At 65.6% G+C, this 15,772-nt stretch carries 7 protein-coding genes and 2 tRNA genes; 8 read left to right on the top strand and 1 reads right to left on the bottom strand.

Translation table 11 applies throughout. The annotated features are described in order from the left end of the window. Positions 1-29: 29 nt before the first annotated feature. Positions 30-827: a BPSS1780 family membrane protein gene (locus V8Z74_RS02255; protein ID WP_349707696.1), complete on the top strand. Its 798-nt coding sequence runs from the start codon at positions 30-32 to the stop codon at positions 825-827. Positions 828-1,077: 250 nt separating this feature from the next. Beyond that, positions 1,078-3,150, top strand: a complete 2,073-nt coding sequence (locus V8Z74_RS02250; RefSeq protein WP_349707694.1) for a PhoX family protein — start codon at positions 1,078-1,080, stop codon at positions 3,148-3,150. A gap of 75 nt (positions 3,151-3,225) precedes the next feature. On the opposite strand, the gene V8Z74_RS02245 is transcribed toward V8Z74_RS02250, so the two are convergent. Continuing rightward, positions 3,226-5,703: a UvrD-helicase domain-containing protein gene (locus V8Z74_RS02245; RefSeq protein ID WP_066472852.1), complete on the bottom strand. Its 2,478-nt coding sequence runs from the start codon at positions 5,701-5,703 to the stop codon at positions 3,226-3,228. Between the two features lie 389 nt (positions 5,704-6,092). Here V8Z74_RS02245 and V8Z74_RS02240 point away from each other — a divergent pair, with 389 nt between their 5' ends. From V8Z74_RS02240 to bcsZ, 6 genes are all read left to right on the top strand, one after another. After that, on the top strand, positions 6,093-7,070 hold the full coding sequence (locus tag V8Z74_RS02240; protein WP_066472855.1) for a GMP reductase: 978 nt from the start codon (positions 6,093-6,095) through the stop codon (positions 7,068-7,070). 191 nt (positions 7,071-7,261) lie between these two features. Further along, a complete protein-coding gene (locus V8Z74_RS02235) occupies positions 7,262-8,143 on the top strand; it encodes an NAD(P)-dependent oxidoreductase (RefSeq protein WP_349707693.1) in 882 nt (293 codons plus the stop codon). A 175-nt stretch (positions 8,144-8,318) separates the two neighbouring features. Beyond that, positions 8,319-8,394 (top strand) — tRNA-Lys (locus V8Z74_RS02230). A 51-nt stretch (positions 8,395-8,445) separates the two neighbouring features. Continuing rightward, a tRNA-Lys gene (locus tag V8Z74_RS02225) sits at positions 8,446-8,521 on the top strand. Positions 8,522-8,720: 199 nt separating this feature from the next. After that, positions 8,721-11,024 carry a cellulose biosynthesis cyclic di-GMP-binding regulatory protein BcsB gene (gene bcsB / locus V8Z74_RS02220; protein WP_349707692.1) on the top strand — a complete coding sequence of 768 codons (2,304 nt, stop codon included), beginning with the start codon at positions 8,721-8,723 and terminating at the stop codon, positions 11,022-11,024. Further along, positions 11,017-15,771, top strand: coding sequence for a cellulose synthase complex periplasmic endoglucanase BcsZ (bcsZ, locus tag V8Z74_RS02215; RefSeq protein WP_349707690.1), 4,755 nt, complete (start codon positions 11,017-11,019; stop codon positions 15,769-15,771). The genes bcsB and bcsZ overlap by 8 nt, the downstream gene beginning before the upstream one ends. Position 15,772: the final 1 nt, after the last annotated feature.

Below are 15,772 nucleotides of genomic sequence, written 5' to 3'. Positions count from 1 at the left end.
CGCCGCCGAATGGCGCCTCTGCCGTCTCCATGAAACTCCAAATCGTTCCTGCCCGCACTGGCTTGCAGTGGGTTCAGCTGGGCCTGCGCACCTTCAGGAGCCAGCCGCTGGCCCTTGCCGCCCTGTTCTTTCTTGCCATGGCCAGCATGTCCCTGGTCACCATCCTGCCGCTGATCGGCCCGGTCATCGCGCTGGCCATGCTGCCCTCGGCCACGCTGGCCATGATGGTCGCGGCCTCCGAAGCCGCCCACGGCCGCAAGCCCACGCCGGCGCTGCTGCTGGTGGCCTTCCGCTCGGGCCAGCAGCACCTGCATTCCATGCTGGTCCTCGGCGGCCTGTATGCCGCCGGCTTTCTGCTCATCATCGGCGTCTCCAGCCTCGTCGACGGCGGCACGTTCGCCAGCGTCTACATGGGTGCCGCGCCCATGACGCGCGAGATCGCCGAGCTTCCCGAGTTCCAGTCGGCCATGTGGCTGAGCATGGGCCTGTACCTGCCGCTGTCCATGCTGTTCTGGCATGCGCCCGGCCTGGTGCACTGGCATGGCATTGCGCCTGCCAAGGCCCTGTTCTTCAGCTGGGTCGCCTGCGTGCGCAATATCGGCGCCTTCGTCGTGTTCGGCCTGGGCTGGGCGGCCGTGTTCGTGGCCTTCGGCATGGCGCTGGCCATCGTGACCGGCATCCTGGCCGCGCTGATCGGCAGCGTGGCCGGCGGCATCATGGTCGCCACGGCCATGATGCTGGCGGCCATGTTCTTCACCTCCATCGTCTTCACCTTCCGGGACTGCTTCAGCCCGCCCGACGAAGTGGCCGACCTGCAGATCCCGTAGGCCGCGCCCCAGCCCGCCCCCCCCAGCCCCCGATCGAAGGATGCGGGGGCTTTTTCATTCCGGGCGCCGCCGCAAAGCGCAGCCCGCCATGTCACCAATCCGTCATGCAACGGTAACCGGCGTGACATGCGCGATTCCTAGCATTCATGGCGCCCGCCCGAGGACTCCGCCAGGAGTGCCTTGCGTGCATGCAGTCTCGCGGCACCTTCGAAGCGTGCCGATCACATCTACAACGCCACGACGCCCATCCATGTCCCATACCCTGCTCAGCCGCCGCAAAGCCCTGCAATTCCTGTCCGGCGCGCCCCTGCTGCCCCTCGGCTCCGCAGTATCCGCCTCCACGCTGCTTGCGGCCTGCGGCGGCGATGACAACAGCACGTCCGTGCAGCCGCCTGCGGCCAAGCCCAACTATGTCTCGGCCACCTTCACGGGCATGGCCGCACCCGCCCTCGGCAATCCCCAGGCCATGGCCACGATGAGCGTGGGCTCCAGGCTGACAGTGAATTTCGACGACCAGAGCCAGCAGGAATATGTGCTGGGCTACCAGGGCTTCTTCAACACGGGCGACAGCGTCGACAAGACCGGCGGCGGCAAGATCGTCGCAGGCGGCTACTTCGATGCCAGCGGCAACCCCATCACCACCATCAAGGCCGCCGACGGCACGGCAGCCACGCTGGACGGCTACAGCAAGGCCAGCGCTCCCGCCGAATGGACCAAGGCCGGCCAGGTCTTCTCCGACTGCGTGGACGGCTCCTCCCTGCTGAAAGTCGCCGGCGCGCCGGCCAACACGGTCCATGCCGTGGTGCAGTACGAGTACAACTCCAACGCCTACGGCATGCTGCCCTCGCCCATTGCCGTGCTGACGCTCAACCAGGATGCCGCCACCGGCAAGCTCACGCTCAAGAGCTACCACAATGTGAACACCTTCGCCAACGACGCGCACGGCCTGTGGATTCCCTGCGGCGGCAGCCTCTCGCCCTGGGGTACCCACCTGTCCAGCGAGGAATACCATCCCGACGCCTTCGACCAGGGCGACAACCAGAAACTGTCGGTGCTCAAGGCCTTCAGCCAGAATGCCTTCGGCAACGCCAATGCCAATCCCTACTGGTACGGCCACCTGCCCGAAGTCACCGTCAAGGCCGACGGCACGGCCGACTTCAGGAAGTACTACAACCTGGGCCGCTACTCGCGCGAGCTGGTGCAGGTGTTCCCCGACCAGCGCACCGTGCTGGGCGGCGACGACTCCAACAACGGCGGCCTGTTCATGTTCGTGGCCGACAAGGCCGGCGACCTCTCGTCGGGCACGCTCTATGTCGCCAAGTACGTCACGGCGCTCAATGAAACCAGTGCGGGCAAGATCCAGTGGATCAGGCTCGGCCATGCCACCAGCGACGAAATCAAGGCGCTGGCCAACGACGCCGCCCTGACCACGGTGACGACCAATGCGGCCGGCTTCAAGGAGAACGGCATCTTCGCCTCGACCACGACCAACCCGAACGACGCCAGCTTCACCGAGATCAAGCTCAGCGGCAAGAGCGCCTGGGTCAGGCTCAAGCCCGGCCAGGAAAAGGCGGCGGCCTTCCTCGAGACCCACCGCTACGCTGCGCTGAAAGGCGGCAGCCTGGTGTTCAACAAGCTCGAAGGCACGACGGTCAACGCCAAGGACAAGATCGCCTACTCGGCCGTGTCCGGCAGCACCAGCACCTTTGTGGCCGGCAGCACCCACAACAAGGAACTGCCGCTCAACGCACCTGCCGGCTCCGTGCCGGTGGCCAGCCTCGCGGGCTTTGCGAAGAGCACGGCCGGTTACGTGCTGCAGCACAAGCTGGGCGGTGGCCAGAAGGACGACACGGGGGCCGCCATCGACAGCGAATGGGTGCCGACCCAGACCAGCCTGCTGCTGGCCGGCGAGCCTCTGGCCGCACCCGACAGCCTGGGCAACACCGACGCCCCGGGCAAGATCTCGCAGCCCGACAACCTCAAGTTCTCCGAAAAGCTGCGCACGCTGTTCATCGGCGAGGACAGCGGCCAGCACGTCAACAACTTCATGTGGGGCTACAACGTGGACAGCGGCAAGCTCGAGCGCGTGCTCTCCTGCCCGGCCGGCGCCGAATCCACCGGCCTGCACGGCGTGGAGGACCTGAACGGCTGGACCTACATCCTCAGCAGCTTCCAGCACGCGGGCGAATACACCGACGCCACCGTGCAGGCCGTCAGGGACGCGGTCGATGCCCAGATCAACAGCAACTACAAGAACAAGGTGGCTGCCACCGTCGGCTACATCACGGCCACCCCGACGCAGATCAAGCTGGCCGCCAAGTAAGCCGGCCTGCGCCTCCTAAAAAAGCCGCCTCCGAGAGGCGGCTTTTTCAATGGGCGGCGCTCAGGGCTGCGGGACTCACTCCACGATGGTGAGCTTGGCGATGGACAGCGCCAGCCACTTCGTGCCGTGGCGGCCGAAGCTGACCTGGGCGCGCGCATCGTCGCCCGTGCCCTCCAGCGCCAGCACCTTGCCTTCGCCGAACTTGTTGTGGAACACGTTCATGCCGGCCTTCAGGCCGTGCGAAGGCTCGGCCTTGCGCGGCGGCACGGGCGGGCTGGCAAACACGTCCGGCTTGCCGGCCCAGCCGGAATTCGAGCCCAACTGGCCGGAAGCCCTTGATCCATAAGCGCCATATGCACCTGAATGGGGAGCAAACGTGCCAAAGCCTCCCTGTCTCGGCGTGATCCACTTGAGCGCCTCCTCGGGCAGCTCGTCGAAGAAGCGGCTCTTGACGTTGTAGCGCGTCTGGCCATGCAGCATGCGCGTCTGCGAATGGCTCAGATACAGGCGCTTGCGCGCCCGCGTGATGGCCACATAGGCCAGGCGCCGCTCTTCCTCCAGGCCGCCGCGGTCCATCATGGCGTTCTCGTGCGGAAACAGGCCCTCCTCCATGCCGCCGATGAAGACGGCGTCGAACTCCAGTCCCTTGGAGGCATGCACGGTCATCAGCTGCACCGCATCCTGTCCGGCCTGGGCCTGGTTGTCGCCGGCTTCCAGCGCGGCATGGGTCAGAAAGGCCGCCAGCGGCGACAGGGTCTCGCCCGTATCCGCATTGACCATGGCCGCGGCCGTGCCTGCCGGCGGCCTGAGCGGCTCATCGAGCAGCGGTGCGTCCGGGTCCAGGCCCTGGCTGGCCGGGCTCTGGGTCAGGTCCTGCCCAGGCCGCGCATTCTGCTGCTCGTCCAGGGGCAGCGCGATCGCGTCACGGCCAAATCCTTCCTGCGTCACGAAGCTCTCGGCTGCGGTCACCAGCTCCTGCAGGTTCTCGATGCGGTCCGCGCCTTCCTTTTCGTTGCGGTAGTGCTCGAGCAGGCCGCTTTCCTCTTCCACGGTCTCGATGATCTCGCGCAGCGTCTTGCCCTGCGTCTGCTCGCGCAGCACGTCGATTTTGGCCACAAAGCCCTGCAGCTTGGTGCCGGCGGCGCCGCCCACGGCCGTGACGGCATCGCTCAGCGACGTGCCGCTGCTGCGCGCCGTGTCCTGCAGGACTTCGATGGTGCGAGCGCCGATGCCGCGCGGCGGAAAGTTCACCACGCGCAGAAAGCTGGTGTCGTCATGCGGGTTCTCCAGCAGGCGCAGATAAGCCAGCGCATGCTTGATTTCGGCCCGCTCGAAAAAGCGCAGGCCGCCGTACACGCGGTAGGGGATGGCGGCATTGAACAGCGCCGATTCGATGGCCCGGCTTTGCGCATTGCTGCGGTAGAGCACGGCGATTTCCTGGCGCGCATAGCCGTCGTTCTTCACGAGCTGCTTGATCTCGTCCACCATCCACGAGGCCTCGGCCAGGTCCGAGGGCGCCTCGTAGATGCGCACCGGCTCGCCCGGCCCCTGCGCGGTGCGCAGGTTCTTGCCCAGGCGGTTGCTGTTGTGGCTGATCAGCGCGTTGGCGCAGTCCAGGATGTTGCTGTAGCTGCGGTAGTTCTGCTCCAGCTTGATCTGCTGGCGCACATCGAACTCGCGGATGAAGTCGGCCATGTTGCCCACGCGCGCACCGCGGAACGCGTAGATGCTCTGGTCGTCGTCGCCGACGGCGATCACGCTGGAGCCGGACACATAGCGGCCGCCGACCTCGTTGCCGGCCAGCTGCTTGAGCCACTGGTACTGCAGCTTGTTCGTGTCCTGGAATTCGTCCACCAGAATGTGCTGGAAACGCCGCTGGTAGTGGTGGCGCAGGTGCTCGTCGTCGCGCAGCAGCTCGAAGGAGCGCAGCATCAGCTCGCCAAAGTCCACCACGCCCTCGCGCTGGCACTGCTCCTCGTAGAGCTGGTAGATCTCCACCTTCTTGCGCGTGTCCGGGTCGCTGGCCACCACGTCGCCGGGACGCATGCCCTCTTCCTTGCAGCCGGCGATGAAATACATCAGCTGCTTGGGCGGAAAGCGCTCGTCGTCCACGTTGAACTGCTTGCACAGGCGCTTGATGGCCGACAGCTGGTCCTGCGTGTCCAGGATCTGGAAGGCCTGCGGCAGCCTGGCGGCCTGGTGGTGCGCGCGCAGCAGGCGGTTGCACAGGCCGTGAAAAGTGCCTATCCACATGCCGCGCACGTTGTAGGGCAGCATGGCCGACAGGCGCGCCAGCATTTCCTTGGCCGCCTTGTTGGTGAAGGTCACGGCCAGGATGGAGCCCGGCGTGGCCTGCCCGGTCTGCAGCAGCCAGGCGATGCGCGTGGTCAGCACGCGGGTCTTGCCCGAGCCGGCACCGGCCAGGATCAGCGCATGGCCGGCCGGCAGGGTCACCGCCGCCAGCTGCTCCGGATTGAGGTGGGCCAGCAGGGGCGAGGAAGAGGGGTGCGGCGAGCCCTCGGGCGCGGCGTCAAGCAGATCGATCGGGAACATAGGACAGCATTGTAGAAATGCCCGCATGCACTTCGGGCCGGGCATGGCAATGCGGGTCTCGATTCAAAAACAATAGCACTTGGCGCATGTCACACGGAATTTTCTCGGCTGATTCACATTGAAACCCATGTCTCCCAAGCGGCAAAAGCTATGACTATGGAAGCACCCCTTCCTGCCCGATGGCTGCGGTTTTCGGTATAACCCCATAAGCCCTGGGCACTACGCGCCGGCCGCCGAGGGCGTATACAATCAATCACCGGGCCCAAGTTTCTTGCGGTCCGGTTTTTTTTGCCCGCAACTTCCTGCCGGGCCGGAAGACCGGTCTCCAAGCCAAGCGCCCCATTGCCGCGAAATAGTTCGCTGCAACCTCTTATGGAGCTTGGAATCAAATGGAAATCTTCGACTACGACAACATTCTTCTGCTGCCCCGCAAGTGCCGCGTGGAAAGCCGCTCGGAATGTGACACCAGCGTGGAGCTGGGCAACCGGACCTTCAAGCTGCCCGTCGTGCCCGCCAACATGAAGACGGTGGTGGACGAGAAGATCTGCGCCTTCTTGGCACAAAACGGTTTCTTCTACGTGATGCACCGTTTCGACATCGACAACGTGGCTTTCACTAAGGACATGCAGAGCCGTGGCCTGTTCGCCTCAATCTCCCTGGGCGTGAAGCAGCCCGACTACGACACGGTGGACCGCTTCGTGGCCGAAGGCATCTGCCCCGAATACATCACCATCGACATCGCCCACGGCCATGCCGACAGCGTGAAGAACATGATCCAGTACCTGAAGGCCAAGATTCCCGCGGCCTTCGTGATCGCCGGCAACGTGGGAACGCCCGAGGCCGTGATCGACCTGGAAAACTGGGGCGCGGACGCGACCAAGGTCGGCATCGGCCCCGGCAAGGTCTGCATCACCAAGCTCAAGACCGGCTTCGGCACGGGCGGCTGGCAGCTGTCGGCCCTCAAGTGGTGCGCCCGCGTGGCCACCAAGCCCATCATCGCCGACGGCGGCATCCGCAGCCACGGCGACATCGCCAAGAGCGTGCGCTTCGGCGCCACCATGGTCATGGTCGGCTCCCTGTTCGCCGGCCACGAGGAGTCGCCCGGCAAGACCGTGGAGGTCGATGGCGAGCTGTTCAAGGAGTACTACGGCTCGGCCTCGGACTTCAACAAGGGCGAGTACAAGCACGTGGAAGGCAAGCGCATTCTGGAACCCGTCAAGGGCAAGCTGGCCGACACGCTGACCGAGATGCAGCAGGACGTGCAGTCCTCCATCAGCTACTCGGGCGGCAAGAAGCTCATGGACATCCGCAAGGTCAACTACGTGATCCTGGGCGGCGACAACCAGGGCGAGCATCTGCTGATGTAAACCGCAGCGCACTCACCGGCGCGAAGGTGAACCTCCCAAAAAAAGCATCAAGGGCAGCTTCGGCTGCCCTTGCTGTTTGTGCAGCGCCGCGATTGGAGCCACCGCATGCACAACTGATCTGTTCGCCAGCCGGCGATTGCCCATGCCGCCAGGCCTTAGCATTCAAGAACGACTCCAAGGAGCAAAAAGAAATGAGCACACGTCTGAAGATCGCCGTCCTGGGCACCGGCATGATGGGCCTGCCCATGGCGCGCCGCCTGGCCCGGGCCGGCCACGAAGTCCACGCCTGGAACCGCACGCGCGCCAAGGCCGAGCCGCTGGCCGCCGACGGCGCCACCGTCCACGACAGCGCCGCCGACGCCGTGCGCGGCGTGGACTTTGCCGTGAGCCTGCTCGAAAACGGCGCCATCGTGGGCGACGTGCTGTTCAATCTGGGCGTGGCCGAAGCCATGCCCAGAGGCTCGCTGTTCATCGACATGGCCTCCATCCAGCCGCGCGAGGCGCGCGAGCATGCCGCCAGGCTGCAGGCGCTGGGCGTGCAGCACCTGGATGCCCCCGTCTCCGGCGGCACGCTGGGCGCCGAGGCCGGCACGCTGGCCATCATGGCTGGCGGCGACGAGACCGACTTCGCGCGCGCCCTGCCCGTGTTCGCCGCCCTCGGCCGCGCCACGCGCGTGGGGCCGCACGGCGCGGGCCAGCTGGCCAAGCTGGCCAACCAGATGATCGTGGGCATCACCGTCGGCGCCGTGGCCGAAGCCCTGCTGCTGGCCGAGCGTGGCGGCGCCGACCCGGCCAAGGTGCGCGAGGCCATCTCGGGCGGCTTTGCCGACAGCCGCATTCTGCAGGTGCATGGCGAGCGCATGGTGCAGCGCGACTTCGCGCCGCGCGGCCGCATGACGGTGCAGCTCAAGGACATGCGCAACGCCATGGCCACGGTCCGGGAACTGGACTTCCAGGCGCCCATCACGGCGCTGTTCGAGCGCCTGTATGCCGACGGCGTGGAGCACGGCCTGGCCGACCTGGACCAGGCCGGCCTCTTCGTCGAGCTCGCACAGCGCAACGGCATGCAGTAAATCAACCTTACCTGCCCGCAACACGGACTCGCCGATGCACCACTGCAGAGCCCAGGAGCCGCAGGCTTTTGGCGATACGGCGGCAAAAAAATTCAGGAAAAAATCAGGGTTTGCCTGCAAGCGGGTAAAAATTAGCGCATAATTGCGGTCTCGCTTGCACAGCAGGCATCTTGTGGGGCTCTTAGCTCAGTTGGTAGAGCAGCGGACTCTTAATCCGTTGGTCGAAGGTTCGAATCCTTCAGGGCCCACCAGAATTCACCGATCCGGCACACGCCGGATCCACTCCCCGGTTTCACACCGGCGGGCTCTTAGCTCAGTTGGTAGAGCAGCGGACTCTTAATCCGTTGGTCGAAGGTTCGAATCCTTCAGGGCCCACCAAAAACGTCAAGCCCGCTGTTCCTTTGGACAGCGGGCTTTTGCTTTTTCCTCGTTGAACAACAACAGCGATTGTGAAAATTAATGTTAAAGATTAACCGTTAATGTAAGACTATCGAAAATCCATCAAAATGACACCCTTCGCAATAGGGGAAGCATACATAACGCACTCCCTTCCAACGAATTACGCAGAGGAGATGGCGTGTCCAAGACAAAAAAGAAATCTATTCTTCCTCAGTGGGCCCTGGTTACAGCGAGCCTGACGCTGCTGGCGCCTTCGCCAGTCAGCGTTGCACAAGAGTTGCCGCCTGCCGCACCGTCATCGGCCGCAAGTCCTTTAGCCAATCTTCCTCTCAGGGAGCTGGAGCCCACCTTCCGGCAGCTGGGACAGGGCAGCTCCATGATGCTGCGCGGCGTGGAGAGCGAGGGCAATGTCAATATCAGCATTCGCCGCGACGAGCTGGTGGAGTCCGCGCTCCTGCGACTGACCTTTACGCTGTCTCCTGCACTGATTCCTTCTCTGTCGCATATCAAGATTCTTCTCAACGAGGAACTGCTGCAAACGGTCTCGTTGACCAAGGAACAACTGGGAACACCACAGCATGTGGAGCTGCCCATTGATGCCCGCCTTTTCACTGACTACAACAGGCTGCGCTTCCAGTTCATCGGTCATTACACGATGGACTGCGAGATGCCCAACCACACCAGCCTGTGGGCCGCCATCAGCAACGAGAGCCAGCTTAGCCTCAAGTTGCGCCAGCTTCCCCTCAGCAATGATCTGGCGCTCTTGCCAGCCCCGTTTTTCGATGCCCGGGACAACCAGACCGTCAACGTTCCAATCGTTGTGGCCAATGCCGGCGACATGGGCCAGCTCAGGGCGGCCGGCTCTGTAGCCAGCTGGCTGGGCATGCTTGCAGGCTATCGCGGCAACCGCTTCCCGATTTTCGAGAATCAGTTGCCGCAACGCCATGCGATCGTGTTCGCGACCAACGAACACCGCCCCGACTTCCTCAAGGAGCAGCCCGCCGTCACGCAGCCCACGCTGACCATGATGTCGCACCCTGAGCATCCGACCGTCAAGCTGCTGGTCGTGCAGGGCAAGGACGATGCACAGCTGCAGCAGGCCGCCGATGCACTGGCCCTAGGCAAGGCTGCATTGACCGGCAGCAGCATGCAGGTGACCAAGCTGGAGTACCCCGAAAAGCGCAAGGCTTATGACGCGCCGCGCTGGCTGACCACCAAGCGGCCGGTTCTCCTGTCCGAACTGGTGGACAACCCTTCGGATCTCCAGCTGCGGGGCTACGCGCTCAACAACACCATCAACATTCCCGCGCGCATGGCGCCGGATCTGTTCTCCTGGAAAGGCAGGGGCGTCCCCCTGCAGCTCAACTATCGCTACACGCCGAACTCGGTCTCGCAGCATGGCTCGCTCAGCCTTTCCATCAACGATCAGTTCATCAAAGCCTATCCCTTGCAAGCTGCGGATGACGACAAGAGTGGCAGAAGCACCATCATGCTGCCTCTGTTCGAGGACGGCAGCACCCAGACCAGCTCGGACTTCCGCATTCCGTCCTTCCTCGTCGGTGGAGACAACCAGCTCCAGCTGGGCTTCCAGCTGCCGGCGGCCGATCTGGGCCGTTGCCGCTCCACCCAGCCAACGGAGCTGCGTGCCGCCATCGACCCGGAATCCAGCATTGACCTCAGAGGCTTCAGGCACTACCTGCCCATGCCCAATCTTGCGGCCTATGCCAATAGCGGCTATCCGTTCACCAAATACGCCGATCTGAGCCAGACATCCGTTGTCCTGCCCAACCATCCCACTGCAGCCGACGCCGAGGCCTACCTGACGGCCATGGCACGCATGAGTGCCGCGACCGGTCTTGCAGGCGTACGCTTCAGCCTGCTGAATGCGGACCAGATCGAAAAGGCGCGCGATACGGACATTCTGCTGGTCTCCGCCGGCGACAAGGACGGCCTGCTGCAGAAGTGGTCTCAGGATATCCCGACCCTGATTTCAGCCGGCAAGCGCACCACCCATTTGCTCGAACGCGCCATCGGCTCGCTGAGCGAATTGTTCCAGCACGCTGCAGACGCCCCCACGCCCGCCACCACCGGACTGGCCACGCTGGAGGGTGAAGGCCCGCTGGCGGCCATCGTGGGTTTCGAATCCCCGCTGCACAAGGGCCGCAGCATCGTGGGCCTCACAGCCAGCGACGATGCCGCCATGGGCCATATCTCCAGAGGCCTCAGCGATTCAACCAAGATCAGCGCCATGCGCGGCGACCTGAGCTTTCTGCGTGCCGAGCAGGTGGAGAGCTTCCGTGTGAATCCTGTCTATTACGTGGGCGACCTGCCCTGGTGGCAGCGCATGTGGTTCCATCTGCACAACCACCCCCTGGCCCTGGCATTGGCCGGTATCGCCACGGGCCTGCTGCTCACTTTCCTGGTTTACGGGGCGCTGCGCTCCCTGGCTGCCCGCCGGCTTGCCGGCAGGAACAATGTTTGAGCGGCGGCTCAAGCGCCGCAACTGGCTGCTGTCGGCGGCCAGCCTGACTGTGGCCGGGCCGCTGACCGGTCTGGCGGCGCGCCCGGCCCGGGCGGCCACGACACCCTGGCCGATGTGGGAGCAGTTCAAGCGCAGCTTCATGACCCGGGACGGGCGCATCGTCTCCGACGATGAAAAAGGCGGCCAGACCTACTCCGAGGGTCAGGCCTATGCCCTGTTCTTTGCGCTGGCGGCCAATGACCGGCCGGCCTTCGAGCTGCTGCTGCAATGGACGGAAAACAACCTGTGCGCCGGCGACCTGAGCACCGCACTGCCTGCCTGGCTCTGGGGACAGAAGCCGGATGGCAGCTGGGGGCCGCTGGATACCAATGCAGCCTCCGATGCCGACCTGTGGATCGTCTACCTTCTGGCGGAGGCGGGACGGCTGTGGAACGACCGGCGCTATCGCGCCATGGCTTCGGTCATGGGCGCGCTGCTGCTGGACAAGGAAACCGAAGACCTGCCGGGCCTGGGCCCCACGCTGCTGCCCGGCCCCCAGGGCTTCAAGCTGGGCGAGGGCCGATGGCGCCTCAACCCCAGCTATGTGCCGCTGCAGGTGCTGGACCGGCTGGCCCAGGCCCTGCCCCAGCAGCCCCGCTGGAAGGCACTGCAGGCCAGCTCCCTCAGGCTCATCGTGGACTCGGCGCCCAAGGGCATCGCGCCCGACTGGGTGATCTACGACGCCAAGCAAGGTTTTCTGAAGGACCCGGACAAGGACAAGGCACAGGGTGCCTACAACGCCATCCGTGTTTATCTCTGGGCCGGCATGCTGCACCCCGAGGCCGCATCGCGCGCGCAGGTCCTTGCGGCGCTGCGCCCCATGGCCAGGCTGGTGCATGACACCGGCCGCCCCCCCCGAGCGCATAGACCCCATGAGCGGCGAGAGCACGGGCACCGCGCCCAGCGGCTTCAGTGCCGCCATGCTGCCATTTCTGAGTGCGCAGGGCGACGAGGAGGCCGTGCGTGCCCAGCAGACCCGTCTGCAAGAGCAGCCCCTGCGGCCCACGGCGTATTACGAACAATGCCTGGCCCTGTTCGGGCTCGGCTGGATGCAGCAGCAATACCGTTTTGGCAGGCTTGGCGAACTCCAGCCCAAGTGGACCTCCCGACCATGAATCCTTTCGCTTGCACATACCAGCCGCTGGGCGCCATCGCAATCGCCGCGCTGCTGTGCTGTACCTCTTCCATGGCGCAGTCCGGCGCCAGCGAGGCCGTGGAGGCCGAGCTGCTGCGCACGGCCCAGATGTGGAGCGGCCGCCAGCGCGCCGACCTGGCCCGCCAGTCGATAGAAAAGCTGCTGAGCATCAATCCACGTTCGCCCCAGGGTTTGGCCGCGCTGGGGGACATTGCCTTGCAGGAGGGCAAGACCCAGGAAGCGCAAAGCATTCTCGCCCGCCTGCAGAGCATCCATCCGTCAAGCCAGTCGGCCCGCGACCTTGCCGCGCTGATCAACGCATACGGCCCGGGCAAGCAGCAATTGGCGCAGATGCGGCTCATGGCCCGCGCCGGGCGCAAGGCCGAAGCCGCGGCCATTGCCCGGCAGCTCTTTCCGGCAGGCCCGCCGCAGACCGGCAGCCTGATGCGCGAGTACTATCAGATCATCGGTGGCGACCCCGAGTCCTCGGCGCAGCCGGCGAACGCCCAGAACGGGGCACAGCCTGCTGCTCCCAACGCTGCACGCACCGACCCGGCCACGGACAGAGTGTCGCCCCAGTCCGGCCCTCCCCGGGATCAGCAAGCGCAGGCCGCGCGCGATCCCGCCAGCGTCGCGCTCAGGGCTGGATTGGCCGCGCTGGACAAGGGTGAGCTGGAGCAGGCCGAACGCAGCTTCGACGAAGTGCTCCAGCGCAGGCCGCGCGATGCGCAGGCACTGGGCAGCAAGGGCCTGCTGCGCATGCGCCAGGGCCGCCATGCCGAAGCGCTGCCCCTGCTGGACCAAGCCTACGCCATAGACCGCCAGGGCAAATGGCAGGACCTGCGCGCCACGGCTCAGTTCTGGGCCCATCTGCGCGCCGCCGAAGCCGCGCTGCAGGCCGATGATCTGGCGGCAGCGCAGCAGCTGTCGCAGCAAGCCCTGCAGCAGCAGCCCGACAATCTGCAGGCATTGATGCTGGCCGGAGAAATCAAGGCCCGCCAGCAGGATGCTGCCGGCGCCGAAGCCTATTACCGGCAGGCCCTGCGGAGCAGTCCCGGCAATGTTCCGGCCCTGACCGCTCTGGCCGATCTCTATGCCACCCAGGGTCACCCCGAGCGCGCACGCCAGCTGCTCGAACAGACCGCGCAGCAGCAGCCCGGTCTGGCCCGGGACCTGCAGCCCGTGCAGGCCAGTGTGCTCGACCGCGAAGCCAATACGGCGCTTGAGGCCGGCCAGCTCAGCAAGGCGCTGGGCCTTCAGGAGCAGGCCCTGAAGCTCACGCCTGCCGATCCCTGGCTCAGGCACCGGCTCGCACGCACCTATCTGCGCATGCAGCAGCCCGCATCGGCGCTGCAGGTCATGGATGCGGGCATCGCCCTCGCCCCTGCAGAACCGGACATGCGCTATGCACGGGCCCTGATTCGCAGTGCTGTCAATGACGACGAAGGCGCGCTGTTCGACATGCGGCAGATCCCCGAGGCCGCGTACAGCGAATCCATGCGCAATCTGCGCAACAGTGCACAGATCCATGCCTACATCGCCCAGACCGCGCGCGATCCCGCCCTGGCCCGGGCCCGGCTGGATGCGGCCGAACGAGCGGCAGGCAACGACAGCGACCTGCTGTATGCGGTCTCCAGTGCCTGGTTCCGCATGAACCGGCCGCAGGAAGCCGTGGCCGTCTTTGACCGCCGCATGGCCAGGCTGCCGGCTCCCGGGCCTGCCGATCGGTTGCGCCAGGCGCAGTTGCTCGGCCGCGCAGCCGAGGACAGCCGGCTGCAGTCCCTTCTGCCGCAGCTCCTGGCACGAAAGGACTGGACGGCCGAGCAAGATGCTGACCTGCTGGGCATACAGGCCGATTACCTGGAACGGCAGGTGGATCTGGCCATGGCACAGGCCCGCCCGGCGCAGGCCCGGCGGCTTGCAGGCTCCCCCTTGCACCAGGGCCGGACCACGCAGGCCCAGCGCAGCGCCGCCCGCGCCCGCCTGATGCTTGCGGCCAACGAAAACGCCGCGGCGCTCGAGCAGTTCGACATCGCCCTCAAGGACACGCCTGACAGCTACGACCTGCACATAGGGCGCGGCAATGCGCTTGCACGCATGCACCAGCTCGAGGCCGCCCGATCGGAAGCGCAATGGGCGCAGCAGCGCGCAGCCGGCCAGGAGCCCTACCGTCAGCTCGCACTGGTTCGACTGTGGCAGCGGGCCGGCCAGCCGGAGCAGGCCAGGGCCTTGCTGGCATCGTTGCAGGCCGTCAACCCGGACGACACCGAAGTGCTGCTGCACAGCGCGCGCCTGGAACGCTCGGAAAGCCGGTATGCCCAGGCCCTGTCTTCCTACCGCGACGCACTGGCCCTGGAACGCCGCAGCCTGCCTGCGGACAGCATCGCCCTGCCCGATTCCGTGGCCAAGATCGAGTCGGACATCGCATCCATAGAGGGACGCCGCCAGAGCTGGGTCGAAGTCGGCCAGACGGGACTGCGCAAGTCCTCCACCGACGGCATCTCCTCCCTTCATGGTTGGGAGCGCCCCGCCGTGGCATGGTTCCCGCGCGGCTACGACGGCCTCTATTTCCTGCACGTGGACCAGGTCCATCTCGATGCCGGCGCCCTGCCCGGAAACGCCGACGACGCGCTGAGCTACGGCCAGGTGGCAGCCTGGCCCTCGGCCCGGTATCCGACCACGGGCGCGCATTCCAAGGCAGACGGATACAACGTCGGCTTCGGCTATCAGGCCGACCGCTGGCAATGGGACATAGGCACGACCGGCGCAGGCATGCCCGTCACCAATGTGGTCGGCGGCATTGCCCATACCGGCGACTGGCGCGATATCGGCTACCGGGTAGAGGTGTCGCGCCGCCCGCTGACCGGCAGCCTTCTTTCCTATGGCGGAGCACACGATCCCATCACCGGCCAGACCTGGGGCGGCGTGGTCGCCACGGGCGTGTCCGCACGCGCCTCCACCGATGTGGGCGGCTTTGCTGCTTCGCTCAGCGGCAACTACGCGGCCCTGACCGGCAAGAACGTGCGCAGCAACACCCGCTGGCAGCTGCGCGCCGCACTGGATCGCGACATCTGGCGCACGCCCAGCCAGGTCGTCAATTTGGGTGCCGCACTATCCTTCTGGGGCTATGCGCGCGACCTGTCCGAGTACAGCTGGGGCCATGGCGGCTACTACAGCCCCCAGCGCTATGCCTCCATCGCCCTGCCGCTGCAATGGAGCGGCCGCGAAGGCCGTTGGACCTGGCTGCTGCGCGCCTCGGTGTCCTATTCCCGCAGCTCCAGCAATCCTACGGACTATTTCCCCACCGACCCGCAGCTGCAAGCCCAGGCATATGCGCTGGGCCGGTCGGCCGTCTATGCAGGGGGCAGCAGCACGGGCTTCGGCAGGTCGCTGCGCGCGGTCCTCGAGCACCAGCTCACTTCCAACCTGGCCCTGGGGGCGCAGTTCGAAATGGACCGCTCGGCATACTACGCGCCCACCAGCCTGATGCTCTACGCGCGCTTCCTGTTCGATCCCGTGACGGCACCGCTCGCGAACCGGCCCCGCCCCGTACAGCCCTATTCGAGCTTCTGAC

The sequence above is a fragment of the Comamonas sp. w2-DMI genome, assembly GCF_040187735.1.
Taxonomy (GTDB): Bacteria; Pseudomonadota; Gammaproteobacteria; order Burkholderiales; family Burkholderiaceae_C; genus Comamonas; species Comamonas terrae.
Note: the sequence above shows the minus strand (reverse complement) of the source record. Positions and strands in the feature narration are given on the sequence as shown.